Annotated in this window: 23 protein-coding genes; 11 read left to right on the top strand and 12 right to left on the bottom strand. The window is 46.5% G+C overall.

The features are described from left to right. Positions 1–118 precede the first annotated feature (118 nt). The 3 genes from BIW15_RS13385 to BIW15_RS13375 are packed head-to-tail and all read right to left on the bottom strand — an operon-like array spanning position 119 to position 2,986. Complete coding sequence (locus BIW15_RS13385) at positions 119–922, bottom strand: metal ABC transporter permease (RefSeq protein ID WP_024702089.1); 804 nt, start codon at positions 920–922, stop codon at positions 119–121. A 2-nt stretch (positions 923–924) separates the two neighbouring features. Next, complete coding sequence (locus BIW15_RS13380) at positions 925–1,854, bottom strand: metal ABC transporter solute-binding protein, Zn/Mn family (protein WP_179115285.1); 930 nt, start codon at positions 1,852–1,854, stop codon at positions 925–927. Further along, positions 1,844–2,986 carry a hypothetical protein gene (locus BIW15_RS13375; RefSeq protein WP_029832290.1) on the bottom strand — a complete coding sequence of 381 codons (1,143 nt, stop codon included), beginning with the start codon at positions 2,984–2,986 and terminating at the stop codon, positions 1,844–1,846. The genes BIW15_RS13380 and BIW15_RS13375 overlap by 11 nt, the downstream gene beginning before the upstream one ends. A gap of 204 nt (positions 2,987–3,190) precedes the next feature. On the opposite strand from BIW15_RS13375, the gene BIW15_RS13370 reads away from it, so the two are divergent. Further along, the gene (locus BIW15_RS13370; RefSeq protein ID WP_179115284.1) at positions 3,191–3,847 is read left to right on the top strand and encodes a cupin domain-containing protein; all 657 of its coding nucleotides are present in this window, start codon (positions 3,191–3,193) and stop codon (positions 3,845–3,847) included. 77 nt (positions 3,848–3,924) lie between these two features. On the opposite strand, the gene BIW15_RS13365 is transcribed toward BIW15_RS13370, so the two are convergent. Beyond that, positions 3,925–4,164 (bottom strand): YdcH family protein, encoded by a 240-nt coding sequence (locus BIW15_RS13365; protein ID WP_005479911.1) that lies wholly within the window; start codon positions 4,162–4,164, stop codon positions 3,925–3,927. Between the two features lie 232 nt (positions 4,165–4,396). On the opposite strand from BIW15_RS13365, the gene BIW15_RS13360 reads away from it, so the two are divergent. Continuing rightward, positions 4,397–5,434 carry a DUF4382 domain-containing protein gene (locus BIW15_RS13360; protein WP_179115283.1) on the top strand — a complete coding sequence of 346 codons (1,038 nt, stop codon included), beginning with the start codon at positions 4,397–4,399 and terminating at the stop codon, positions 5,432–5,434. Between the two features lie 104 nt (positions 5,435–5,538). On the opposite strand, the gene BIW15_RS13355 is transcribed toward BIW15_RS13360, so the two are convergent. Beyond that, complete coding sequence (locus BIW15_RS13355) at positions 5,539–6,408, bottom strand: GyrI-like domain-containing protein (RefSeq protein WP_025543224.1); 870 nt, start codon at positions 6,406–6,408, stop codon at positions 5,539–5,541. 125 nt (positions 6,409–6,533) lie between these two features. On the opposite strand from BIW15_RS13355, the gene BIW15_RS13350 reads away from it, so the two are divergent. Beyond that, on the top strand, positions 6,534–7,682 hold the full coding sequence (locus BIW15_RS13350) for a PLP-dependent aminotransferase family protein (protein ID WP_006741414.1): 1,149 nt from the start codon (positions 6,534–6,536) through the stop codon (positions 7,680–7,682). A 413-nt stretch (positions 7,683–8,095) separates the two neighbouring features. Then, positions 8,096–9,124, top strand: coding sequence for a hypothetical protein (locus BIW15_RS13345; RefSeq protein WP_025530269.1), 1,029 nt, complete (start codon positions 8,096–8,098; stop codon positions 9,122–9,124). Positions 9,125–9,219: 95 nt separating this feature from the next. Here the strand turns inward: BIW15_RS13345 and BIW15_RS13340 are convergent, their stop codons facing one another. After that, on the bottom strand, positions 9,220–9,546 hold the full coding sequence (locus BIW15_RS13340) for a DUF4156 domain-containing protein (protein ID WP_020834976.1): 327 nt from the start codon (positions 9,544–9,546) through the stop codon (positions 9,220–9,222). A gap of 224 nt (positions 9,547–9,770) precedes the next feature. Between BIW15_RS13340 and BIW15_RS13335 the strand changes: the two genes are divergently transcribed. Next, positions 9,771–10,481, top strand: a complete 711-nt coding sequence (locus BIW15_RS13335; RefSeq protein WP_077281153.1) for a lipoate--protein ligase — start codon at positions 9,771–9,773, stop codon at positions 10,479–10,481. A gap of 41 nt (positions 10,482–10,522) precedes the next feature. Here BIW15_RS13335 and BIW15_RS13330 read toward each other — a convergent pair whose 3' ends face one another. Further along, positions 10,523–10,951 (bottom strand): VOC family protein, encoded by a 429-nt coding sequence (locus tag BIW15_RS13330; protein WP_021449393.1) that lies wholly within the window; start codon positions 10,949–10,951, stop codon positions 10,523–10,525. A gap of 235 nt (positions 10,952–11,186) precedes the next feature. Between BIW15_RS13330 and BIW15_RS13325 the strand changes: the two genes are divergently transcribed. After that, on the top strand, positions 11,187–12,755 hold the full coding sequence (locus tag BIW15_RS13325) for a DEAD/DEAH box helicase (protein ID WP_069540632.1): 1,569 nt from the start codon (positions 11,187–11,189) through the stop codon (positions 12,753–12,755). Between the two features lie 106 nt (positions 12,756–12,861). On the opposite strand, the gene BIW15_RS13320 is transcribed toward BIW15_RS13325, so the two are convergent. Beyond that, complete coding sequence (locus BIW15_RS13320) at positions 12,862–15,741, bottom strand: amylo-alpha-1,6-glucosidase (protein ID WP_069540633.1); 2,880 nt, start codon at positions 15,739–15,741, stop codon at positions 12,862–12,864. Between the two features lie 220 nt (positions 15,742–15,961). Here BIW15_RS13320 and BIW15_RS13315 point away from each other — a divergent pair, with 220 nt between their 5' ends. After that, entirely contained in the window at positions 15,962–16,873 is a 912-nt protein-coding gene (locus BIW15_RS13315) for a LysR family transcriptional regulator (protein WP_077281152.1), read from the top strand. On the opposite strand, the gene BIW15_RS13310 is transcribed toward BIW15_RS13315, so the two are convergent. After that, the gene (locus BIW15_RS13310; RefSeq protein WP_015312940.1) at positions 16,826–17,761 is read right to left on the bottom strand and encodes a LysR family transcriptional regulator; all 936 of its coding nucleotides are present in this window, start codon (positions 17,759–17,761) and stop codon (positions 16,826–16,828) included. The genes BIW15_RS13315 and BIW15_RS13310 overlap by 48 nt on opposite strands. A gap of 198 nt (positions 17,762–17,959) precedes the next feature. Here BIW15_RS13310 and grxB point away from each other — a divergent pair, with 198 nt between their 5' ends. Both grxB and BIW15_RS13300 read left to right on the top strand, forming a co-directional pair. Next, complete coding sequence (gene grxB / locus BIW15_RS13305) at positions 17,960–18,589, top strand: glutaredoxin 2 (protein WP_077281151.1); 630 nt, start codon at positions 17,960–17,962, stop codon at positions 18,587–18,589. Positions 18,590–18,599: 10 nt separating this feature from the next. Further along, complete coding sequence (locus BIW15_RS13300) at positions 18,600–19,724, top strand: alkene reductase (RefSeq protein WP_077281150.1); 1,125 nt, start codon at positions 18,600–18,602, stop codon at positions 19,722–19,724. A gap of 83 nt (positions 19,725–19,807) precedes the next feature. On the opposite strand, the gene BIW15_RS13295 is transcribed toward BIW15_RS13300, so the two are convergent. The 3 genes from BIW15_RS13295 to BIW15_RS13285 are packed head-to-tail and all read right to left on the bottom strand — an operon-like array spanning position 19,808 to position 22,185. After that, entirely contained in the window at positions 19,808–20,866 is a 1,059-nt protein-coding gene (locus tag BIW15_RS13295) for a zinc-binding dehydrogenase (RefSeq protein WP_077281149.1), read from the bottom strand. Positions 20,867–20,870: 4 nt separating this feature from the next. Further along, a complete protein-coding gene (locus tag BIW15_RS13290; protein WP_005479856.1) occupies positions 20,871–21,383 on the bottom strand; it encodes a 2,4'-dihydroxyacetophenone dioxygenase family protein in 513 nt (170 codons plus the stop codon). Positions 21,384–21,423: 40 nt separating this feature from the next. Next, positions 21,424–22,185, bottom strand: a complete 762-nt coding sequence (locus BIW15_RS13285) for an SDR family NAD(P)-dependent oxidoreductase (RefSeq protein ID WP_077281148.1) — start codon at positions 22,183–22,185, stop codon at positions 21,424–21,426. A 131-nt stretch (positions 22,186–22,316) separates the two neighbouring features. Between BIW15_RS13285 and BIW15_RS13280 the strand changes: the two genes are divergently transcribed. Both BIW15_RS13280 and BIW15_RS13270 read left to right on the top strand, forming a co-directional pair. Further along, positions 22,317–23,321, top strand: coding sequence for an AraC family transcriptional regulator (locus BIW15_RS13280; protein WP_077281147.1), 1,005 nt, complete (start codon positions 22,317–22,319; stop codon positions 23,319–23,321). Between the two features lie 135 nt (positions 23,322–23,456). Next, positions 23,457–23,978 (top strand): DUF2058 domain-containing protein, encoded by a 522-nt coding sequence (locus BIW15_RS13270; RefSeq protein WP_021449383.1) that lies wholly within the window; start codon positions 23,457–23,459, stop codon positions 23,976–23,978. Positions 23,979–24,248 lie beyond the last annotated feature (270 nt).

Raw genomic sequence — 24,248 nt, 5'->3', positions numbered from 1 at the left:
ACAACTTGATGATGTTTCTGGCGGTTCTCAAGTTGAATGCTGAAACATAGAAATGGGGCAAGACACTAACCCATTGAATAAACGCAAAAAGCACCATTACCGCCAATGGTGCTCTGTATTAACTCTTCATCTGTAACAACACGATTTTTCTCAGCGGTGAGAAGATATTAAAAACTAAACCCATCATAAACAGCGTAATAACAATCGTTGCACCACTAGGCAAATCATACTTTGCAGAAGCTGCTATCCCCAACAAAATACCAATTGTTCCGATACCTAAACTGGCGGTTAAAAAACGTCTACCTTTAAGGCTCGCAGCGCATAAAGCGGGAATCACCAACAAAGCAAACTCTAGGTAAATACCCGTCAGTTTGACCGTGATCGGCATCAAGATAGCGAAGATGAGATAAAAACCGCTACCACGCATAAATTCGGGCTTTGTACGTACTAGCAACAACATCGCACCAGTGATTACCGTCAACGGCCAAACATCTTGCCATGTCGACCACAGTAGCTGACCATTCAAAATCCCTTGAATGAAATCAGCACCATGTGGGTCTTTGCTAACAAGTAACACCGCCAAAGAGGCAGATACCACAAACAAGCTGCCAATCATCGGCTCAAGATGCGGATGATTTCGCTTTTCTAATGCAGCAATCAATCCGCATAACAATAACGACATTATCCAAGGGCCAAGCATTGCACCAAGCCAAGATTCCGATAACCAAGGAATCCTCACGTACAAAGTAGATGAGTTTAGCCAATAATGACTAAGCGCCGCACCCAATGCTGCGACTTGAGCCACCGCAAGGTCGATGAAAATGATCTGCCGCTTTAATACTTGCTGGCCCAGTACGACGTTACCAATTAGCGCAATCACGCCGCACAAAATAGCCGGCGCTAACCATGCGTATTCAGTCATGATCAAAACTTCACAGCACTAGGAGAAACAAACACATCGAGTAACTCGGCAATCACTTCATCGTACAAATCATCTAAGTTCTGCTCCTTTGACACCGTCAAAGGCAATTGGACGACAGGTTTGTTTGTTTGTTGTTGCAACCACATTGCGGGGCGTTGATCTTGGTGAGACGAATACACAATCGCATCAAACGAACTTGCGTCCAACTTGGTCAGTGATTGCAGATGCGAGGTCGTCGGCGATACCCCTGGTTTCGGTTCAAGATCCGCGACTTGAACCATACCTAGCCAATCAAATAAGTATCGGTAAGTGGAATGATAGCCCACAACTTGCTTACCATTTAACGGCTTAGCTTTTGCTTCCCATTCGTTGAGTTTTTTTCGCCAATGCGCACGAAACTTCATCCCATTGAGCTGGTAGGTTGGCGCATTTTCAGGATCAACCGCTTGCAAACGCTTCGTCACAACGCGCGAAAGCGTAATCATGTCATTCGCAGCAAACTGCACGTGCGGATTACCATGCGCATGAATGTCACCCATACTGCGATCCACATGTTGATGTGTATCCAGCATACGTACAAAACTGGCAGCGTAAATCATGCTTTTTGCCCCATTTTGCACCGCAGCATTTGAGCTTCGTGCCTGTAGCATAGGCAACCACCCTACTTCCAGCTCTGCTCCAGAACACATAGCCAAATCGGCTTGACGCATTTTCGCAATCAACGAAGGGCGAGCTTGCACGTAATGTGGATCTTGTTTATCGGTAGTAGCAGAATAGATATTTGCTTCTGGAGCGTGGCGTTGCAATAAAGCTTTCCATTCCGGCTCACAAACAAAAATATCCAAAGCCCATGTTGGAGAAGAAACAATGGCAGCAATCGCTGCCATTGTGCCTAAACCTTTAGAGATAAAGGTTAATGACTTAGAACGCATGAGCACCGTGCGCCCCAAAAGTCATGACGTATTGCAATGTAAAGACGTTCTCTTTTTCTTTGTCTTGGTTTTCTGCACGCGTGTACTGCGCACGAACAGTACCAAAGTGCGAAGAATCCCACGCAATCATCGCATCGACTTCTTTATCATTTAGCGCAGTGAAATGCATGTGGTCACCATGAGCATGACCATCGTAGCTTTCCGCTTCGCCGTAACGAACGCCAGCAGACCAGCTAGGGTTAAATCGGTATACACCCGAAACGTAATATGCTGTTAAGTTATCAGGGGATTCAGCTTCATCTTTAAATTTGCTGTCGACCACACCATCCAACAACATGTACTCGGCAGAAAACGTAAAGTTGCGGTACTTGTAGTTACCATCCGGGGCCCATTTCCAAACAAAATCAGCACCATAAAGATTCGCACCAGTAATCGCAGCAGCGTGGCTATGTTCATGGTCATGACCGGTATCAGCATGATGATCGTGGTCAGCAAATTCTTCCACCTTGCCGTTCTTGTTTCGCAGGTAACTCAAGCCAAATTGCCAACTAGAAGAATCTGAAATGTCGCTACCTAGTTTTAATGTTGAGGTAAATACACCAACGTCAGAACCCTCATCCACTGCCGACATCTTGCTGCCACTTAGCGCCTCAACACCAAATTTCACAAACAGATCTGTCGGAAGAACAAGGCTCGCTCTCACGCCATCATCATAGTAATGCGAACCAAGAAACGTTCGGTACGCTAATGGACGCTCAACAAAACTATCGGTATGCATGTGTTGGTTGTTCAAGTAACCAAAATCGGAAAGAAAACGCCCCACTCGGACATTAAAGCCGTAAGGCAAAGCCAAGGTTTCGATAAACGCTTCTTCCAACATCAGTTCGGTGTCGTCAGCATGGCTTTCCAGCACTGTCGTCAAAGCGCCATGGAATTTGTCGTCAATGTTTGCAGACAAACTAAGCTCAGTATGACCCAAGCCAAACCCTTCCTCTCGCTCTGAGTTATGACGTTGTCCATCTTGGTAATATCCGTCCAAAACGACACCAATTTGTGGATTCGACAACGTATCGGCAAAAACAGGGGATGCAAAAATGCTACCGATGACTAGAGAAACCAATTTTTTATTCACTACCTTTTCCTTTTTGTTATGTTATAACATATTATTTTAGCTGTTATAATATAACAATTATCATTACACAAGGAATAATTGAAAATAGAACCCATTTGTATTCAGAAAACCGTTGAACATTACTTAACCAACCATTGCATCAAATTACGTTTTTAAACGTATAATTGGATCAAGCACCGATAAAATAAGTAACGGTATTTCAGTATGTTGAATATGGATTTTTCTCAAAGGGTCGTCATCGAAACAGGCTGTCAAAATTGGGTTGCTAGCCCCTCTCAAGGAGTGTGGCGTAAGCCATTGGAGCGAGAGGCAAAAGAATCTGGTCACGTAACCAGTGTAGTGAAGTACGAAGCAGGATCGCGCTTTTCTCCTCACCTTCACCCTTACGGAGAAGAAATTTTAGTGCTCGATGGTGTCTTCTCTGACGAAAATGGCGACTATCCCGCAGGTTCTTATCTTCGTAACCCACCCGGCAGTCAGCACGCGCCGTTTAGCGAGAAAGGTTGTGTCATTTTGGTCAAGCTCAATCAATTTGATCCGAACGATCTTAAAACTGTTCGAATCAATACTCGAGAAACAGAATGGTTGCCTGGTATTGGCGGACTACAAGTGATGCCGTTACATGATGTTAAGCACGAGCATGTTGCGTTGGTGAAGTGGCCCAAAGGCGAAAAGTTTCAACCTCACAGACACTTTGGTGGAGAAGAAATTTTTGTGTTATCTGGCGAGTTTAGGGATGAGCTAGGTATATACCCAACACATACTTGGTTGCGATCACCTCACATGAGTGAGCACTTCCCTTTTGTAGAGGAAGAAACGGTAATTTGGGTGAAAACAGGACATTTTCCGCTCGGTAGTTAAATGGAAATGCGAAACTTTAAGGGCATAACAAACAAGTAAAATCGGCTCGTTAATACGAGCCGATACTCATTGCTTGGTTAAGAACCCATAATTCGGGAGTGCAGCCAGTCTTTTAGCTCCGCTCGATTATGCTTGAGCACATTCATGGCGTGGTCGTCTATCGGGCTGCCTTGCAGCTCTAATACACGAATCTCTTTATCTAGTGCGTTATAGTTTTTAACGTTTTCAGCAAATGATGCATCGTTTTGGCTAAGCTGAGTGATGGTATCCAAATGTTCTGGGAATTCATGGGTTAATGAGTGATTTTCACCTAACATAGAGACCTCTTGAGTGGCGTTATTGACATTTGTCTTGCTTGTTTTTTAAGCAATCCAATATTAACCATAGCACTTCATTCGGGGTGATATCGTCGAGTTGACCACACTTTTACGCAACGTATTTAATTTACAATATCTTAACTATTTGGTATTCAAAAGCCCCCGTCTCCTGGTCAAAATCTCATCATTTTCTACTACATTTAATAGACTTCCCACTAAGAAGGTAACCCCAATGAACACCATAAAATTCAGCCTAGTTGGTGCAGCGGTGGTAGTAGCGCTCTTTGGCTGTAACTCTGACAGTAATACCATCACCACGACAACTCCTGTGACTCTATCCGTCTCTGATGCGCCTATAGACGACGTTTCCGAAGTGGTCATCACTTACAGCAAAGTTGCTTTCCTTCCTCTTGATGGCGGATCACCACAAATTTTTGAGGTGTATAAAACCGATGAAGAAGGCAATTACGTGGATGAAAACGGCGATCCAATTCCTGATGGTGAAGATCCTCTGCCGTTGAGTGTTAACTTGCTCAACTATCAAGGCAGTGATGTCCAAGAGCTGGTTGAAGATGAAGTGATTCCTTCTGGCAACTACAAGTTGTGTGTGTTTGCCAATGATGGCGATCACCCCGACTACCCATCGTATGTGATTGATGAAGCAACAGGAAACCAAATCCCACTGACCGTCAAAGGCGATGGTGCTTGTCCTCAAGGCGTGGGTAAAGAGCCTAACTCTGGGGTATTGTTCTTTAATAACACCTTTGCGGTTAATCCTGATAACAATGAATTCGTGGTCGAGTTTGATCTGCGTCGAGGCTTAAAAGACGGAACGGGTCAAAACGAAGGGTACAGTATTCAACGCACTTCGGTGACCTTGATCAACACCGTTACGACAGGTGAAATTCAGGGCGATGTCGCCGCACAAACCTATGCAGATTGCGAAGTTGATACGTCCAGTGCAAACGACTATGCGCACGCCGTTTACTTATATGAAGGCAGCGTCGCCAAAGAGGACATGGGGCCATTTGCTGGCGAAGACGGGAAAGCCACACCAATTGCAGCAGCCAACGTGGTTCCGGATATAGAGCAAGTCAATTACGAATACGAGTTTGGTTTTGTAGAACCCGGCACCTACTCGGTTGGCTATACCTGCACTGCAAATGATGACTCGGAAGAAGGTATTGTCGCCGGAGAAACCTTCAGTATTTATCAAGCAACAAGTGGGTTAACGGTATCGGCTGGTGCTGATACGGATGCCGATTTCTAACCACCTATCAAGAGATTCTAAAAATAAGGCAGAGCTTGTTTTGGGCTCTGCCTTTTCGTCCCATACGACTGCACTCTTTTCGCCAAGCCGCGTGTTTCTGATGCTTAGAAAAAACTGATGGGTAGATAGAAATCCAGCTCAAACGCCTCATCATGGCTGAGGAAATGGTTTTTAAGATAATGAACATAAGCGGGCGTGGAACGTTGCTTAAAGCCTGAGTTAGGCAACCACTTCTCTAATACCATACTCAGTTGAGGAAGAAGCTCACCATATACTCCCGTTAAGCGAAAAACAGCATGTAAACCACCCGGAATCGTCATTTGATTCACGACACCGCGTACTTTGAGCGGCCTATCAATCGCCATACAAGCCACATAACGACACTTGTCGAGCTCAACCCAAGCAGGGTTGGAGTGATGCAAACCATATTGAACCGAAAAGTCTCGATTCTCAGAACTTGCCCACGCTTTCAAAATCAGCCACGCATTGCGAATGGAACGGTTATAACCCTCATGTCGAACATACGCCGCAAAGCGTTGTGGGACTTCCATAATTTTTGGTTCTGGCAACTCGCGTTTCGCAACCCGATGATAACCCGCTGCTACTTCCGGATCCTTCAAATACGGTTTTTCTGCGACTTGTAAATCATGCTTTCGCCACGCACCAGGTGACATAGCGAACGTCGCTTTAAACGCTCGGCTAAAAGAAGATACCGAGTTAAAGCCGCACTTGTTAGCAATGTCTAGCACCGATGAGCCGGTATCAAACATCAGTTGATTGGCGGCGTATTCCATTCTGGTACGGCGGATATATTGATGGATGGATTCCCCCACGACATCTTTAAAAATACGATGGAAGTGTTGTTCAGAATAGGCTGCTACATCTGCTAGCTCTTTAGCTGATAAATCTCTGCTAATGTCCTGGTGAATGTAAAACAGCACGTCATTGATTCTGGAAACTTGTTGATGGCTCACGGAGTAAACTTTCGCTCAAATAGCATAAATGGACATGTTTAACAGCATAAATGGACACACCAAGCTTGGCAATTTACCTATACTATTTCTGACATAAAAAAAGACAATTACGAGAAGCACAGCACATGGAAATCGCACAGTCATTACAACAAACTAAGTCATCCTACATTCGAGAGATCCTCGCAGCAGCGAGCGATAAGAACGTCATTTCTCTTGCGGGTGGCTTACCGGACGAAAAAACCTTCCCGATCGACTTGATGAAACCGACGCTCGAAAACCTCGCGAACATGCCAGAGGTGTTTCAATACGGCGCAACAGCAGGCTACGCACCGCTACTTAACTTTTTGACCGATTATTACCAACTGCCAGAATCTCATTTGGCGATGATCACAACGGGTTCTCAGCAAGGGCTAGATTTGATTGCGCGTGCGTACGTGAATCCGGGCGATAAAGTGGTGATGGAAGCACCAAGCTACCTTGGTGCTATGCAAGTATTCGGTTTAGTGCAAGCCAACATCGTGACCGTTTCGCAAACCGAGTGTGGCCCAAACCTTGAAGAACTCGAGCAATGCTTTGCCACGCAGCAACCAAAAATGTTCTACGCCGTGCCCGATTTTCACAACCCAACGGGCGTATGCTGGGCGCTAGAGACTCGCCAAAAAGTTGCCGAGCTTTGTATCCAATACGACGTGGCATTCATTGAAGACGCACCATACCGCGAGCTGCGTTTTTCTGGTGAAGCACTACCGCTGGTCTCGGATTTCTGCCCACAACACTCCATCGTGTTGCGTTCATTCTCCAAAATCGCCTCACCAGGCTTGCGTATTGGTGTGGTTACCGGCAAACGCAGTTACCTTGAGCCACTCATCAAAATCAAACAAGGTGCAGATCTGCACTCTAGTATTCCTATGCAAGCATTGCTGCATGGTCTACTTCAACATGACAATTTCGAAACACACATTTCAACCATCTGTGCGCTTTACAAATCGCGTTACGATGTCATGTTTGCTGAGCTGCAAAAGCAGCTGCCAGAAAGTTGCGTACTAAAACCTGTCGATGGTGGCATGTTTGTCTGGGTCGAAATTCCAGAATGCGACACGTTCGAACTTGCGAAGACCCTTCTCGCAAACTGGGTTGCTGTGGTGCCAAGCCCGGTATTTTATCCGGAAGGTTCTAAGGTAAAAGCCGCTCTGCGTCTTAACTTTACCAATGCCACACCAGAAGAACTGACGACTGCTGTCACTCGACTTGCGGATGTACTTAACGCTTTGTAATTGAGCGCATGCGTTAGAACCTGCCTTTGAGATTCGAAAAAAGTCTCAAAGGCAGCATCAAAAAAGTTCCCCAAAAAAATTTATATTTTTCCTTCAAATCAACTCTCTACAGTAAGTGCCTGTTTTCTCTTGATCCTATCACTCATATAAAAATGAGAACCTAATCACGTATTTGATGGTTAGAAAAGTTACGTCTATCTTTCAGACAAAAGACATCAACTTCGCAGCATTAATGCTCTCAATTTCAGACACTTTACTCAGTCGTGGCTTAGCGATTGAGAAAACGACTAAAAAGCATCTGCGGGCATACTCACTACGAAGGATTGACCAAAACCATTCTGAATGTCGCGAGCCAGTCGCTTGATTGGCAATTACGTCAGTGAATCGCACCAAATGACAGAGGGGTTATCAGGATGAACACTCGAACCACGACAGGACTCGTCACCACTGGCTGGTCCGTTATCTTTTCACTTTTTACCGCATTCGCCGCGTATGCGAGTACGTCTCCAAACTGTAGTGACGTATTAGCGGGCAACACAACCGCCGTATCGCAAAAAATGATGGTCTTATTGGGCGAAGACATCACCAAATCCAACCGCATCACCACAGTGATTCCCGCCCAAAACAATCCATTTGTGACCGAAGAACTGGTCTCGGTTTCCAATGACGTGTCGCCCAATGGACGTCTGCCACAAAAGACTTTGGAAGAGATCCGAAAAGTACGCTCAGATTTAGAAAAAGCCGCACAGGAAGTAAGCCGATTACAGAGCACTTTTGAAGTCGCGTTCGTTAGCTTGATTGATGGCTACTGCCAGTTCTCGAATCACGAACTTACTCAGCATGCCAAAATCGACTTTGACCATTTGGAAGGTCTAACGCTGTATTCAATCCCAGCGCTGTTGGCAATGGTGGATCAATCGTACGCGATGGCTGAAAACCGCCTAGCAAACGAGCAAAACCAATTGAGCAACATTGAAAAAGAAAAACAGAGGCAGAAACAGCAAGCAAGTGCTGCGGCAGCCGCTCGTTACCAAGACGGTAACGTGTTGGTGAAAGTCGAGAATTTTGATGGTTCTAACGTGATGTTTTCCGTCACAAACGTAGGTTCTCAAGGTTCATTACAACCAAACTTCAACACTTTTAGCGCCTATCGCACCGAAAGTGGAGAGTTGGTCTATAAGTCAGAATCTTTGCTGCATCTGGCTGATACGGCAGGCAACACGCTGCAAACGATGGGCATTGCCGAGCTTTCATCCAAAGGTGGAAACAGCTTGTCGATCTCTCCAGGAGAAACTCGAAAATTCGTCACCAGTATTGCTTCGGAAGTCGCGCCGCACGCGCAATTAAGCTTAGAGTTTCCGGCCAAAGTGCTCAATACAGAGCGAGATTTCACGCTGTCGTTTTCCGACTCTATCGCGGTAGCAACGGCCAATGTGAATTAACGGCGAGAGAGAACATGACGAACAAACCCATGTTTGTTGAGCACATCAAAGACAGGCGAGCGACGCCTGTCTTTCAGTTATGAGCAAGCAAATCGCTACTGTTTGCACTTGTAAGCGTTTGCAAACATCGTCACTGACGTAGAAAAGCTTAACGGTTGGTATAAATACAAGGTATCTGCGCCTAAATCTGCCGCCTTGATGCGCATTTGGTTTAGTGTACCCCAAACCATGTCTTTATCTGCGTGAAGCCAGTAGTCGTAAAAGTGCCCTTCTGAGCCGATCACGGTCCCCATTAGTTCACAGTTTTCAATCGCATTCACATTATCCCAAAGCACCTGTACTTGCTCAGATTCTTGAGTTGGGAACGTCACACACCCCGTTAATGATGCCGCTAACGCGAGACACATCACTCGCTTTTTCATATTCATATCGCCAAAAAATTTTATAGATGGCGGATTTTATGAATTGCTTATGCGATGACCAACAAAATATTTCTATCGCGCGTTCAAGTAGAACTAATAGACAACGGAAAAACCAAAAAGTGGCCACGCAGCTAACGAGCAAAAACCTCGCAATCACAGACCTAGCAATAAAACCGTATCTGAGATAAAACAGTAACGATTAAATACATACGAGGGATAGAGTTTTGGTTGCTAAGAATAAGCTAATTCGCTACACAGCTACGGAAGTCGCTGATGCATTTGAAAAAGAAGATGAGCTCATTAAACAAGTTCAATCCAACCAACTCTCACAAGTGCTATTACTTTGGCAAGTAAAAAGCCCGACGCTAGTGCTTCCCGCGGGCAAGAAATGGCCAGAGTCTAATGAATTGGAACATGCGTTAAATACGTCTGGCTGGAAGCTCTTTTCTCGTAAAACCGGTGGTGCACCAGTCCCTCAGGTACCGGGTATTATCAATCTATCCCATATCTATCACTGGCCAGAAGGTGAGCCTTACAACATCAAAAAAGCGTATCTCGATTTATGTGCAATATTAACGGTTTTCTTTAAACAGCTCGGCGTGAAAGTGGATATTCATGCTACGCCTTATTCCTACTGCGATGGCGAGTACAACCTCAACATTGTCGGACAAAAAGTCGTGGGAACCGCGCAGCGTGCTTTACTTAAAAAAGGCGGCGGACAAGTGGTATTGTCACAAGCATGCATTCTGATTGATGCCGACGTCGAGAAGATTGTCGAACCAGTACGATTATGTAATCAGCTTTGTGGTCATGACGATGATATTCGTGGTGATGTCCACACACCGCTCTTCCATCATATATCCGACCGTCCATCGGTAGATTCGCTCTTTCAGCAATTGACGAGTGCGTTTTTAACGCATGCAAAAGCTGAGTAATGAAAGGAGCAAGCCTCACGCTTGCTCCGAACAGCTTCTAGCTATTGGATATAGTCATTTCGTTCGCTGCCTTTCTCCGAGAAGTACTCGATAAACTCAAACAGCATACCGTGGTCTTCTAGATAGTAGACGTTCTTTCTAAATGGGTGTTCGTCGCCTCGGTGGTCGAGCTCATAACCTGCTTTGCTTAGCCTTTCGATGAGGGCTTCTACATCCGGCACCACAATCCCTATGTGTTTAAAACCTGTGAAGTGTGATGTCCAATGAGTAGCGTCGCCTTTTCCTCCTGACGAGATGGCAATATAAGAATGATCATCACCTACGTGAAACCACTCAATCGGTCGGCCAAACCAATTATCTATTTTTCCGCCCCCGCGTACTTTCCATTCAGGGATAGCGGCGGTCAAAAATTGGATCATCTTTTGTGCGTCAACGACTGAGATATTGGCGTGTTCTACATAACTGTTCATGAATGTTTTCCTTTGGGTTCTTGTTTTTTGTTCTTAATGCAACTCTAGAACCTCAAGCTAAGTTTAGGTAAAGCACCTATTTTTGCCTGCCAAAAATAAATGAGATCCAGTTCAAATATTTATCCATGACGGAATTAGTTGAAGCCTGCGCGTAAAAGCCTCAGAATGTCGCACTTTTCGCACCGATTTGTTTTCGGCGCGTTGTTATCTAACTCTACAATTGAGAATCATACATATGGGTTTTACCTCGTTAGGTCTATCTGCTCCAATCCTTAAAGCTATTCAAGAGAAAGGCTACGACACCCCTTCGCCAATTCAGGCAAAAGCAATTCCTGCTATTTTGGAAGGGAAAGACGTAATGGCAGCAGCGCAGACTGGTACAGGTAAAACTGCAGGCTTTACGCTACCGATTCTTGAGCGTTTATCGAACGGCCCTCGCGTTCGTGCTAACCAAGTGCGTGCACTTATCCTGACGCCAACGCGTGAACTTGCGGCTCAGGTGCAAGAAAACGTGTTTATGTACGGCCGTCATCTTCCACTAAGCAGTGCGGTTGTTTTTGGTGGTGTGAAGATCAACCCGCAAATGCTGCGTCTTCGCAAAGGTGCGGATGTGTTGGTAGCAACACCAGGCCGCCTGATGGATTTGTACAACCAAAATGCAGTGAAGTTCGACCAACTAGAAGTTTTGGTACTGGATGAAGCAGACCGTATGTTGGATATGGGCTTTATCCGTGACATTCGTAAGATCCTAGCTCTGCTACCCAAACAACGTCAGAACCTACTTTTCTCGGCGACTTTCTCGGATGAAATCCGCGACCTTGCGAAAGGCTTGGTGAACAACCCGGTTGAGATTTCAGTGAACCCGGCAAACTCGACGGCGAGAACGGTTGAGCAAAGCATCTACCCAGCAGACGTGAAGAAGAAAGCTCCGATGTTGGTTAAATTGATCAAAGACGGCGATTGGAAGCAAGTGCTGGTGTTTACGAAAACAAAACACGGAGCAAACCGTCTAGCGAAGTTCCTGATCGAACAAAACCTACCTGCTGCTGCCATCCACGGTAACAAGAGCCAAGGCGCGCGTACCAAAGCACTGGCGGATTTTAAATCGGGTGAAATTCGTGTGTTGGTCGCGACGGACATTGCTGCACGCGGTATCGATATTCCTCAATTGCCGCAAGTGGTGAACTTTGAACTACCTAAAGTGGCAGAAGACTACGTTCACCGTATTGGTCGTACTGGCCGTGCTGGCGAAGTAGGTAAAGCGATTTCACTGGTGTGTGCGCTGGAAGCATCTGAGCTGTTTGCGATTGAACGTTTGATTCAAGAAGTGCTACCACGTAAAGAGTTGGAAGGTTTTGCGCCAACCAATGTAGTGCCAGAATCTAAACTGGATACTCGCCCAATCAAACCGAAAAAACCTAAGAAGCCGAAAAAACCAAAAGCGCCAAATGCTGCGGGTGAAAACGCTCCAGCAACCGAAAAGAAAGCAGGCAATGGTGCAAACAAACCTAAGCGTCGCTTCAACGGTGGTAACAACGGCAACAAAAACAGCACAAACCAAGGCGGTGCGGGCAAGCCTAAAGGTAATCGTGAAGACCAAGGTCGTGCACACAGCAAACCAGATGACCGCAAACCTAACGGCAACAAGCCAAATGGCAATAAACCGAATGGAAATAAACCAAACGGTAATAAGTGTGGCAACGCTGGTAAACCGTCTGGTAACCGCAAGCCAAACAATGCTAAGCCTGCAGGAAACAAACCATCAGGCCAGCGTCGTAAGCCTCGTCCGCAAGCTGCAAACTAACCTGTAAACGGCCCCCGATAGCAAATACAACAAAGCCGCTGATAATCTCAGCGGCTTTGTTTTTCTTAGAACACAGTTTTTTAGAACACAGCTTTGTTAAAACAGCCTACATTAAAGGTGTGATTCGAATATCTGCGATTTGCGCTTCGTTCTTTTCACCCTCAATACCACCAGCGTAGATGTAGGTTTCATTCGATGTGAGGTAACTCATATTGAAGTGGTCCTTCAGCGCGATCTGATAGGTTTTCCCCTGCTCCAACGCCACTTCAATTGGCGTTGAGTAACGCATACCTTGGTTTTCACCAATATGGCCCATCTGCAAGTAACCTTGACCAACCACTTTACCTGCATCATCCAATACCTCTAACAATTTCACTGTGTTCGTGATGCCGGTATTAAGTTGTCCTAGGTTATTGTTGTACCAAGCATCGAACTGGTAAGTGCCCGTTACAGGAGCTGTAAACGACTCTGCACCTTTTACGAGGCCACTGTCTTTGCTCACCGTAACCACTGAGACATTGTCTTTGAGTGGCTGATATTCGCCATCAAGTTTGATGCGGATCTCTTCACCGACACAAACCGGTTGGCTTGGGTTAGAACGGAAGCCTTTATCGTTAATGCTTTCAGCCAAATAACAAGCAAAACCAGTTGGCGTATCGGAATAAGATTGAGCAATCACGTTCTTTTGAATCAGCTCGCCATTGCGATACAAGTTCACGTTGTACTTGCTCGTCACGTCAATCGAAACCGAATTATCAACGCTTTTTACCACCAATGTTGGCTCTTGCGGAGAATAAACGCGGCTATCTTCACTCACATACGGTTTCACCCCAGAAACTAAAGTAATGCTGCTATCTACATTCACAAGCGCGCCCAGTGTCACGTGGAAATGCCCCTCTTCGTCCATCGCGACATTTTCAACTGGGTAGTAGCCTGTTTCATCTTTGCTTACTTCAGGCAAGTCAATCGTTACCGAGTAGTTCTTTCCTTTGAAGGCAAAGTTTTCCAACGTAATTTGTTCAGACTGAGCCAACAAGTTATTGCGCACCCAACTTGTGATAAATGGCTTCACTTCCAACTTACCTGTTTCGGTATGGATGCCGAATAAGGTCTCTACCACCATGTTCAAGTAGCCACCCACAGACCAAAGCTGACGTTGAGAGTTAATCACTGGGCCATCCAAGCTTGGATCTTCACCATGATCACTATGGATGATGAATGACTTACCAGAAAGCCACTCTAAGTTCTCCATGTTGGATAAGTTGGTTGCCGTACCACGAACCAACGATTGAATGGCATTGTTCGCTGCTGCCACGTTTTGTGTTTGATGCGCGGCGCGCAAGCTGTACGCGGTAACAAATGGCCAAATTGCGCGGTTATGGTACACAGGCACGTCTGGTTGTTGAGGGAAATAAACCGGCACGCCAAACTCACTGTGTGGGTAATTGGCCATGATTTGTTTCGCCTGCGCATCACTTGCCACACCACTGATGATCGCCAGTGCTTCGCCCAACATGTCATATTTGTCGACCGCGATGTCTTTGCCATTATCAAACAAATAACTTACGTACATACCGCGTTCGGCATTCCAAAACTGCTCGTTGATAGCGGTTTTTAGCTGTGCAGCCCACTCGGTGTATTTGACCGCGTTGGTTGAATCGTACTTCTCTGCCAACTTAGCCGCGAGCTGAATCGCACGGTAATGAACCACGTTTGTCGATAACGCTTTGCTGCTACCAATCGCATTGACATCGTTTGGCGTCCACGTTGAATACGTTTGCTCACGCCAATCAAGGAATGATTGCTCACCAGTGTATAAACCAGATTTCGCATCAAAAGCCGCCAGGCGATCGGCTTCAAGTGTATTACTGATAGCGTTATATGCGCGCTCGGCAAACTGGTTGTACTCTTCTCCATCCAATGCCGAAAGTAAGCGTTCTGCACCAAGCGCCCAAGTCGTGCGGTCGGTACTAATTGGCCAGCTACCGCCCGTGCCCGTATCTTGCACAATCTGCTCGCCATCGTATTGCTGATCGGTAGTATCGCGGAAAGCGGACAATTTGAAATTCAAACCATTTTGCACGCGAGTTGGATTCATCAATGCAAGCGAAAGGTCTGCTGCGTACGCCAAATCACGCGTCCACACGTAATGCCACTTCGCCCCCGTCTCAAAAACTTCCGCTTTGATTGGGTTGTTGTAGTTGTAATTGCCGTCTTTGATTTCAGAAACGGCAAGCTGGTCTAGCTCTTTCATCGTCAACGCAAACAACGCATCAAACGCGACATCGCCCGACACCACTCGCGGCCCTGTTTGTTCATTAATCACTAAGCCTTGGTCGAGCGCATCACGCAATTCTGTCGTCGTTGAAATACCAAATTCACGCAGCTCAGCTTTAGGATCTTTCACCGAGAAAATCACGGTATCACTCGAGTCATCGTAATTGGCGAACAGTTTCACTTCTTTATTCTGATGCCCTTCATGCACCATTGCAGGGTCGAGAATCGCATCAGAGTAGTATTTTTCCGCTTCTTCTTGCGTTGCTTTCGTCACAGTCATTGTCGCGCAACTTTCATCGGCAAAGCTCACAGAAAACTTGTAATACCCTTTGTCTTCAAACGTGATCTCAGAGTTGCAATCATCGTTCATACACGCGTCATTCGTGTCTGGTTTTGGCAGGTACTCTTGAGCTTTATCGAACGCCGCGGGCTCCTCAAAATAGGTGTATTGGATCTGCCAACCCGGATCAGCAATCTTGAACTGATTACTACCTCGAGCGACGCGCAGTACGGTTTCGTACTCGTTATTACCCAAATAGTTTAGCTTGGCATGCTCTGCCGTGCCCCAATCCCCATTTAAACCACGTAAATATAAGTCGGCTGAAATAATTGGTTTGTCGACTGACACTGGCGCATCAGAGGAATCTGACCCACATCCAGCAAGACCAATACAAGACGCGACAGCAAGCGCAATAAAACTCGGTTTCATGTTCATCCCTTAGATTGTTGTTTTGGCGACAGTCTAAAGAACACCTTTTTGAGGGGAAAATAGGAAGTCAGGAGCGAGCTATAGATAACATCTATACGTCAGACCCCAACAGTGATGTAGATCTATGAAATGCGCATAATTTCAATCAAATGAGATTACAGATTTGTGATTTATAAATGAAATTGTGCAAAATACCCCTCGTTCTTAGAGGGGAAAGAAAATGGACAAATCTCTGCAGCAATTTTTACTGGTTGCACGCTGCCAAAGCATCAGCGCTGCGGCAAGAATGGCAGGGTTAAGCCAACCAACGGTAACAAGCAATTTAAAGAAGCTGGAAGAGAATCTCGGCGTAACGCTGTTTGAACGCCATCCTAATGGCATGGTGTTGACCGAATACGGACGCATCCTCTATCGCCATAGCAACGCGATGCAGCATGAATACAACCAAATGATGCAAAGCATTGATGAACGGAAACAGTACCAAGTCGGAAAAATTAAAATGGGTACTGGCGATGCGTGGTGGCCGCTATTCGTCAAACAAGCACTCAATGAACATCTGACCAAGCAGCCTTCGGCATCTACGCACATCGAATTTGGCAACCACTTAGGCTTGATGGATTCATTAATCAACGAACAGATTGAATTCTTCATCGGCCACGAGATTGTCGGCTTGTCGTCTAAATGCGATGTTACGTTTATTCCGCTATTTCAAACGGTTGATGCCTATTTTGTTTCCTCAAACCATCCACTGCTAGGGAAAACCGTCACCGAAGAAATGCTGCACGAATACCCCGCTCTTTCGGTCACTTATGACGCTAAGAAATTCGCTCACGTCATCGATAACCCAATCCCGAAACAAAATGAACGCGAAAGGCAGCAACTGGATGACAGACCGACTTACGAAGTGGATTCTCTGCTCGCCAGTATTGATGTACTGAAAGAAAGCGTCGCGGTGATGTCTTATACCCGCCATCTGCAATCGTATTTGGAATCCTTTGGCTTACGATACTTAACCATGGAAAACGAACCAAACCCTGGCACCGTCGGGATTTATCGCCACCGCCGAGAAACCTCGGAATCGCATCTAGATCTGATTGCTGGTATCACTCAGCGCGCTAAATTGCTCAACTAGAAAGTCCAAAAACAGGCGAACTCTTTTCGGTTGATATTGGCGGCTCTGATAAATGACATGCAGATCCGCTTCAGCGCCTTGCGAGAAGGCGCTGAAGTTTTTCATATACCCATCCAAAACCGTTACTAAACGTTGTTGTTTGAGGTCTTGCTGAATATCTAAAATCGATTTCAACGCAATCCCCGCCCCCTCCAACGCCCATTGTCGAATCACTTCACCATCATCAGAAAAGCGCTTTGGCGTGACCGTGATCGTTTGGTGAGACTCTTCATCTTTAAAGTGCCACGTTTTTAATTCTTCATTGCTGCGCACCATGGCTAAGCAGCGATGATCCGCGAGATCTTGAGGACAGTTTGGGATACCTTGCTTCGACAAATAATCAGGTGACGCGCACAGCACACGTTGACTCGACGCCAGCTTGCGCGAAATGAGATTGCTGTCCGCTAACTCACCGTAACGAATCACTAAATCGAGCCCCGATTCAGCCAAGTTCGATAAATTGTCATTAAGATAAAGATAAGGCGTCACATCCGGATATTGCTCAGAAAAAGCCGACACCATCGGCGAAATAATTTGTTTGCCAATATCTCGTGGAGCTGAAATTTTCAACGTTCCGCGCACTTCCGAAATACCAGTTTGAAGTAAGTTTTCCGTCTCTTTCACGCTATCAATGATGTTCAGACAAGCTTGATGGTACATTGCCCCTGCGTCCGTGAGTGATACGTGGCGTGTGCTTCGGTTGAGCAGCTTTACACCATAGCGTTCTTCTATCGCTTGCAGCCTTGCCGTTACCGTCGCCGGAGACAAACCTAACTCCCTTCCCGCCGCTGCCAGACCTTGATGTTTAACGATGCTGACAAACAACGTCATATCCGAAAACTTATCCATCTTTGCGCCCTTATTATTTGGAAAAACTGAACAATCAATTCAGATATTACCCAATTATCAAATTAAATCGAATCCATATACTGACCCTATCGACATTGTTTAGACCCAGAACGTTATGTGACAGGGCAAAGTTAAACGCCGTAACGCTGTTCAACGCACAACAACACGCCCTGCCCAGCCAAGAGATAGGAAACAAAAATGAAACTGTACATTTATGAACATTGCCCCTTTAGCGCCCGCGTCCGTTTTGTTGCAGGCATACTGAATATTCAGCTCGATGTCATCAACATTGCTTATGACGACGAGAGCACCACCACAAACCTCATCGGCGCAAAACAAGTTCCTCTTTTGATCAAAGACGATGGTGAAGCCATGGCGGAAAGCTTAGACATCATCAACTACTTCCTTGAATTGGCATCTTCCAGCGAAAAAAGCCAACCCTCAACACCGGTTTTAGACTGGCAAAAACAAGCGTTTTTACCGCTACAAAAAGTCGGGTATCCGCGTTGGTCAAACATGACGTTACCGGAATTTGCAACAGAAACCGCTAAACAAGCATGGCGTGAAAAAAAAGAAACCGAAGCGTTAAATTTTGAAGCTTTGATTAACGATACACCTGCGATTGCGAAAGAAGTCGCCGCTTTGATAGAACAAACTAAACCCTTCCTCAACCTAAGTTCAGAAAAGCAAACATCACTAGTTGATCAAGCCATTATGTTCTCCATTTTGCGCGGTTTCTTCAGTGCTTCCGAAGTGCAATGGGATCCAGCCGTACTTCACTGGATGGCAACCGCTCGGAAAGCGACCAACGTGCCAGTGCTTATCTGAGGAGCGCAACATGAAACAAAGAACAAATAAGCTGTTTGAACCAGCTCAACTAAAAGCGTTGTCACTACAAAACCGTATTGTCATGGCACCAATGACTCGCGCACGCACCACTCAGCCGGGCAACATCCCGAATGAGATGATGGCAACGTATTATCAACAGCGCGCTTCTGCCGGGCTGATCATTTCCGAAGCCACACAAATTTCGAACGATTCTCAAGGCTACTCGTTCACCCCTGGCGTTTACACCGATGCGCAAGTGGCGGGCTGGCAGGGTGTGACCCAAGCGGTCAAATCACAAGGCGCAGCGATGTTTTGTCAGCTATGGCATGTGGGCAGAGTGTCTCACCCAACATTCCAAAATGGTGAACAGCCTATCGCACCATCTGCGCTCGCTCCGGTAGAGACGCAAGTTTGGATTGCAGATGAACAAGGCAACGGCAATATGGTCGATTGTGTTGAGCCACGCGCAATGACACAAGCGGATATCAACCGAGTTGTCGGTGATTTCGCGAACGCAGCCAAACGCGCCATTGAATCGGGTTTTGATGGTGTAGAAATCCACGGCGGGAATGGGTATCTGATAGACCAGTTCTTAAGAACCAATTCAAACCATCGAACAGACAACTACGGCGGTTCACGAGAAAACCGTATCCGTTTTCTTATCGAAGTAGTGGATGCAGTTATCGCCGCTGTTGGTGCGCATCGAGTTGGAGTGAGATTGGCACCATTCATTACGTTTAAAGATATGGACTGCCCAGATATCGTGCCAACGATCTTAGAGGCATCAGAACAGCTACAGGAGCGCGACATTGCCTACTTGCACTTGTCCGAGGCCGATTGGGCCGATGCACCAACGATTCCCGAGACGTTTCGAATCGAACTTAGAAAGCGATTTCGCAACGCTATCATTGTCGCAGGTCGCTACAATCCTCAGCGAGCAAACGAAGTGTTAGAGAAAGGCTACGCGGATCTTGTCGCATTCGGACGACCATTCGTAGCAAACCCAGACTTGGTCTCTCGCTTGCAACATCACCATCCGTTGGCAGAACTCGATGGCTCAACGTTGTTTGGCGGAAACGAACGAGGCTACACCGATTACCCTGCTCTGCAACAGGAATGCGCAGAACAGGCCTAACAAAAAAAGCCCCAACCTAGCTGCTACGGTTGGGGCTGTCACCAAACTAAAATTGGTTTTAGCTAGCTTAATTTGGCTAAGAATTAAATCACTTCTAACGCGCCGCAGCGCCAAGGTTCGATAACGACTTTGATGTGGTCATTTGGCGTCATTAACTGTCTAAACACATCTTCCACACCATCGATTCCCACTTTGGCGGTGAGCATTTTCTGCCAAGGCAACTTATGTTCGGCAATCGCTTGTAGGCATTGCTCAAACTCGTGCGGTTGGTAGTAGTAAGAGAATCTCAAATCGAGCTCTTTTACCGTCGCGTACGCGTAGTTAATGATTGCGGGTGTCGTATGGATACCCGAGATGACGATTCGCGCTCGGGCAGGGGCGCGGCGCAGAAAATCGTCAATCAAAGTATGTTTGCCCACACACTCGTAAATGACCAGACGTGAGTTCATCGCGTACTGCTCACCAACGGCGATCTCGTCTTCCTTGGTCGGGTTGATCAATCGATTTGCGCCAAACTCACTAGCAAGTTGCAGTTTCTCTTCCTGAAGATCGACCGCAAGAATATTGCTGACGCCACGTTGTTTCAGTGCAGCAATCACCGCCAGCCCTATAGGACCGCAACCGACAACCAGCGCGGTTTCTTCCGTTTCGATTTCACTGCGATTGACCGCGTGCAAACCGACCGCCAGTGGTTCGGTCAATGCCGCCGCCTCAGACGGCATTCCGTCTGGGACAGGTAGCAATAACGCTTCATCAAGCAGGAAGTACTCAGAGTAAGCGCCATAAGTACCCGGAGTAACACCAACGCCCGCGCCATTTTGACTGAGCAACATCGGCACTGAGGTGACTCGGCTACCAACAGCCAACGTCTGCTGAGTATCAGATCCGTATTCGACAATTTCCGCGCAGAACTCATGCCCTAACATCACTTGAGCGTGCTCACCGGCTTCATCAGGCATCAACCCGAGCTGGTGGAATACATCAAATACCTCATCGGCGTGTCGAGTAATGTGAAGGTCGGAGCCACAAATGCCACAAGCGAGACTACGAACCAACACTTGTCCCGCTGCGGGTTTGGGGATTTCGACTTGCTTCAGGCGGACACTACCATCTTGCATTACGATACTGTTCATCTGTTGCATGGGGTTACTCCGCTAGCTCATCGCTGAGGCCAGCAATCGCACCCGGTTTGATGTAGCGCGCGGTAAAGCCTTGTGCTTTCGCTGTTGCAATAACAACTTGCTCAATCCAACCTGCATCCATGATGTTGATGAAGTTACCTTCTTCGTCAAAGTTAATGTTTGCACCTTGGATCACCATAAATCCGTCGGCACCGCCTGAGCTTTCAGGGCAGTGGAAGGTGTGAATCGAACCGCCTGGTTCATATAAGTAGCTGCCAGCTGTTTGGACTTGGTCTGGATACTCGATGTAGTGCCAAGCGCCGCTCAGGGTATAGAAATGCACCACACCTGTGTGGTAGTGCTTAGGCAGAGTGATACCCGGTTTGAATTTGGCGCGAACCACCCAAGTACCGTTTTCTGGGTCTAGAAACAACGGGTAAACATCAACACCCGGTAGCGCGTCTTTGATGATCGACTCTTCATTGGTATTAAGAGTTAATAGGAAATCTTGATGCTGAATAACTTCTGGTAATGACATAACTTACATCCTCGCTATTGCTGTAATGGGACGTTCTCGCCTATCCCATGAGTGGGTACTTAAAATTCTCGAAACCGTCAGACGCACTGACGGTGCAGCCGTTGATACAGTTGGCTTTCTCGCTGACCAAAAACGTCACCACGTTGGCGATTTCTTCTGGTTGAGTGAAGGTTTGGCGCATCTGCTCTTTGCGGATGTGATTCCACAGGCCAATTTCGTCGTATTGTCTTAACATTGCGGTATCAACGCGTCCCGGTGCGATAGCGCAGACACGGATGCCGAGCGGCGCCAGCTCTAACGCAGCGCATTTGGTCATCATGTCGACCGCTGCTTTGCTGACGTTGTAGGTAAAAGTCATCTCAGACGCCATTTGTGCGTAAACCGACGATGTATTAAGAATTACGCCCGGTGTGCCTTGCGTTTGGAATTGTCGCCCGGCGGCGAGAATGCCATAGTAGACACCGTTTTGATTGACCTTTGAGATCGGTTCAAAATCGGCAACTGGGTCGTGGTCAAGCAGAGGTTTCGGGGCGCCGATGCCCGCGTTGTTGATCATGATATCGAGCGAGCCAAACTGTTCGGCCGCATGCTTGACCATGGCTTCCACTTCTTGGTATTCGGTGACGTCTGCAACAAATGTTCGTAGCTGCTCTGCATTGAAGTCTTGATACACATTGAGTGATTGAGGGGAAATGTCGACAGCAAGTACTTTCGCGCCTTGTTCCAGCAGTTTGTGAATAATGGCTTGGCCAATTCCACCTGCAGCGCCGGTGACAATCGCGGTTTTATTGATAAGTTCCATACGGCTTCTCGTCCATGTGTTGTTGTTATCAAAATGTAACTTAGATCAACTCATTGACACTCACTTGACCTTTTGCGAAGTAAATTTGATATATTGCGATTTACAAGTTGTTAACATTTGAAAATCGAGACATGCATATCGTAAGAAGTGGCGCCGCCGATAAATTTGATAGCTTGGTTTCCGAACTAGGGCAGAATCCGGTTGAGATTATGGCTGCCGTCGGGCTGTCTGCGGCGCAATTTCGCGATCCCGATACCTATCTCGCTTATCCAAGGTTGGCTGAATTGCTGGAGGAAGCGGCTGCTCGTTGTAAGCAACCGCTGTTTGGCGCGTTGCTCGCCGAGCGGCAAAACCTGCAAAGTTTGGGCGATTTGCCGATGCTGGTTTCTCGCGCAGAAACGGTCGGTGAAGCCTTGGTACGGGTGAATGATTTTCTCTATCTGCATTCGTCAGGAGTCACTCTCAACATGACTCCACAAGATGATTGGGTACGGTTGTCGCTCAATATTGATGTGCACAGCGCACGCGGTATCGCGCAGTTGATGCAGTTGAGTGTGTCGCATCTGGCGATGTTTATTGCCAGTTTGCTTGATATTGAAGCGAGCCACTTCTCTTTACACCTGACCCAACACGCAAGCTTCGAGGCAGAACAGAGCGAATTTGCCCAGCAGAACAAACTTCGTTTCGGTGATAAGTTTGACGGTATCCTACTTAAAGCGAGTCTGCTTAACGCTAAGAACCACCAAGATGAAGACGCACTAGAGCGCCATTTTCAGCAGCACCTCAAAGAGCTGCAAACCCGTTACCCCAACAATCTCAGTGACCAAGCGGCAAACATGATTGGCCGTTTGCTATCGACTGGAGAATGCAGCGTGGAGCGTGTCGCCAGAGCATTGGATTTACACCCGAGGATGCTGCAAAGCAAGCTAAAGCAGCAGGGCACGAGTTATCGGCAGCTGTTGCAGCAAGTGCGTCAGGATTTCGCCGAGCAGCGTTTAAGTGAGAATATTCAGAGTATTACCGATATCGCGTTGCAACTGGGCTATGCAGAAACTTCGGTATTCAGCCGCCACTTTCGCAGTTGGACGGGAAAATCGCCAAGGCAATGGCGGTTAGATAAAATGGCGGCTAGATAAGCAGAGTTAAACGGGTGAGCAGACCATGTTTTGTTGGCAATTCTTGAGGCTTTTCTCGCTTAAAAAGCCACTCCCCTTTCTTTGCAGAGAATGACTGGTTAAAATGCAGAAAATTGCGCACTAACTGGATTAAACATGGCGAAACTTACCCTTCAAGAACAAATGCTAAAAGCGGGCTTAGTTAACGAGAAAAAACTAAAGAAAGCGAAAAAAGGCTCAAAGAAATCACGCGTTCAAGCACGCGAAGTTAAAGCGGCGGTTGAAGAGAGTAAACGCCAGCAGGTAGAGCGAGACAAACAGCTAAGCCAACAACAAAACGCAGAGCGTCTAAGCAAAGAGATCAAAGCGCAAATCAATCAACTGATTGAGATGAACAAGATCGAGCTAAAAGATGGCGACATCAAATACAACTTTACACACGGTACACTAGTGAAATCACTTTATGTAGATTCACTTATCCGCGAACAGTTAATCAAAGGCATTTTGGCTATTGCTATTGTCGGTGAAAGCTACGTTGTCATCCCGCGCGGAGTAGCGAATAAAATTGCTCAACGTGACGAATCCGTCATCATCGAACAGAAAGAAGCAGAATCTGATATTCCGGCAGAAGACGATCCATACGCAGATTTCGTCGTTCCAGATGATTTGATGTGGTAAAACGCATTCTAAAAGACCGCTGTATTCGCGGTCTTTTTTAATTTGTATCAGAAAGTTTTCTATGATTCCTATTGGCTTACGTCCATTTTCTTTTTACTTAGCAAGATTTAGATATAAGTTACTATTTTCGTATTTTGATAAACTACTTTCAGATAAAAACTCATATTAACATTGGCCATCCGTTTATTACCAGCTCACTTAGTGCACTATTTGAATAATAAATTGATACATTAAGATATCTATTCGCCTCTTTCGTAAACACACTCATTT

Origin of the sequence: Vibrio sp. SALL6 (assembly GCF_002002385.1) — a bacterium.
Classification (GTDB): Bacteria; Pseudomonadota; Gammaproteobacteria; order Enterobacterales; family Vibrionaceae; genus Vibrio; species Vibrio parahaemolyticus.
The sequence above is the reverse complement of the archived record's forward strand: the minus strand, read 5'-3'. Positions and strand labels throughout refer to the sequence as shown.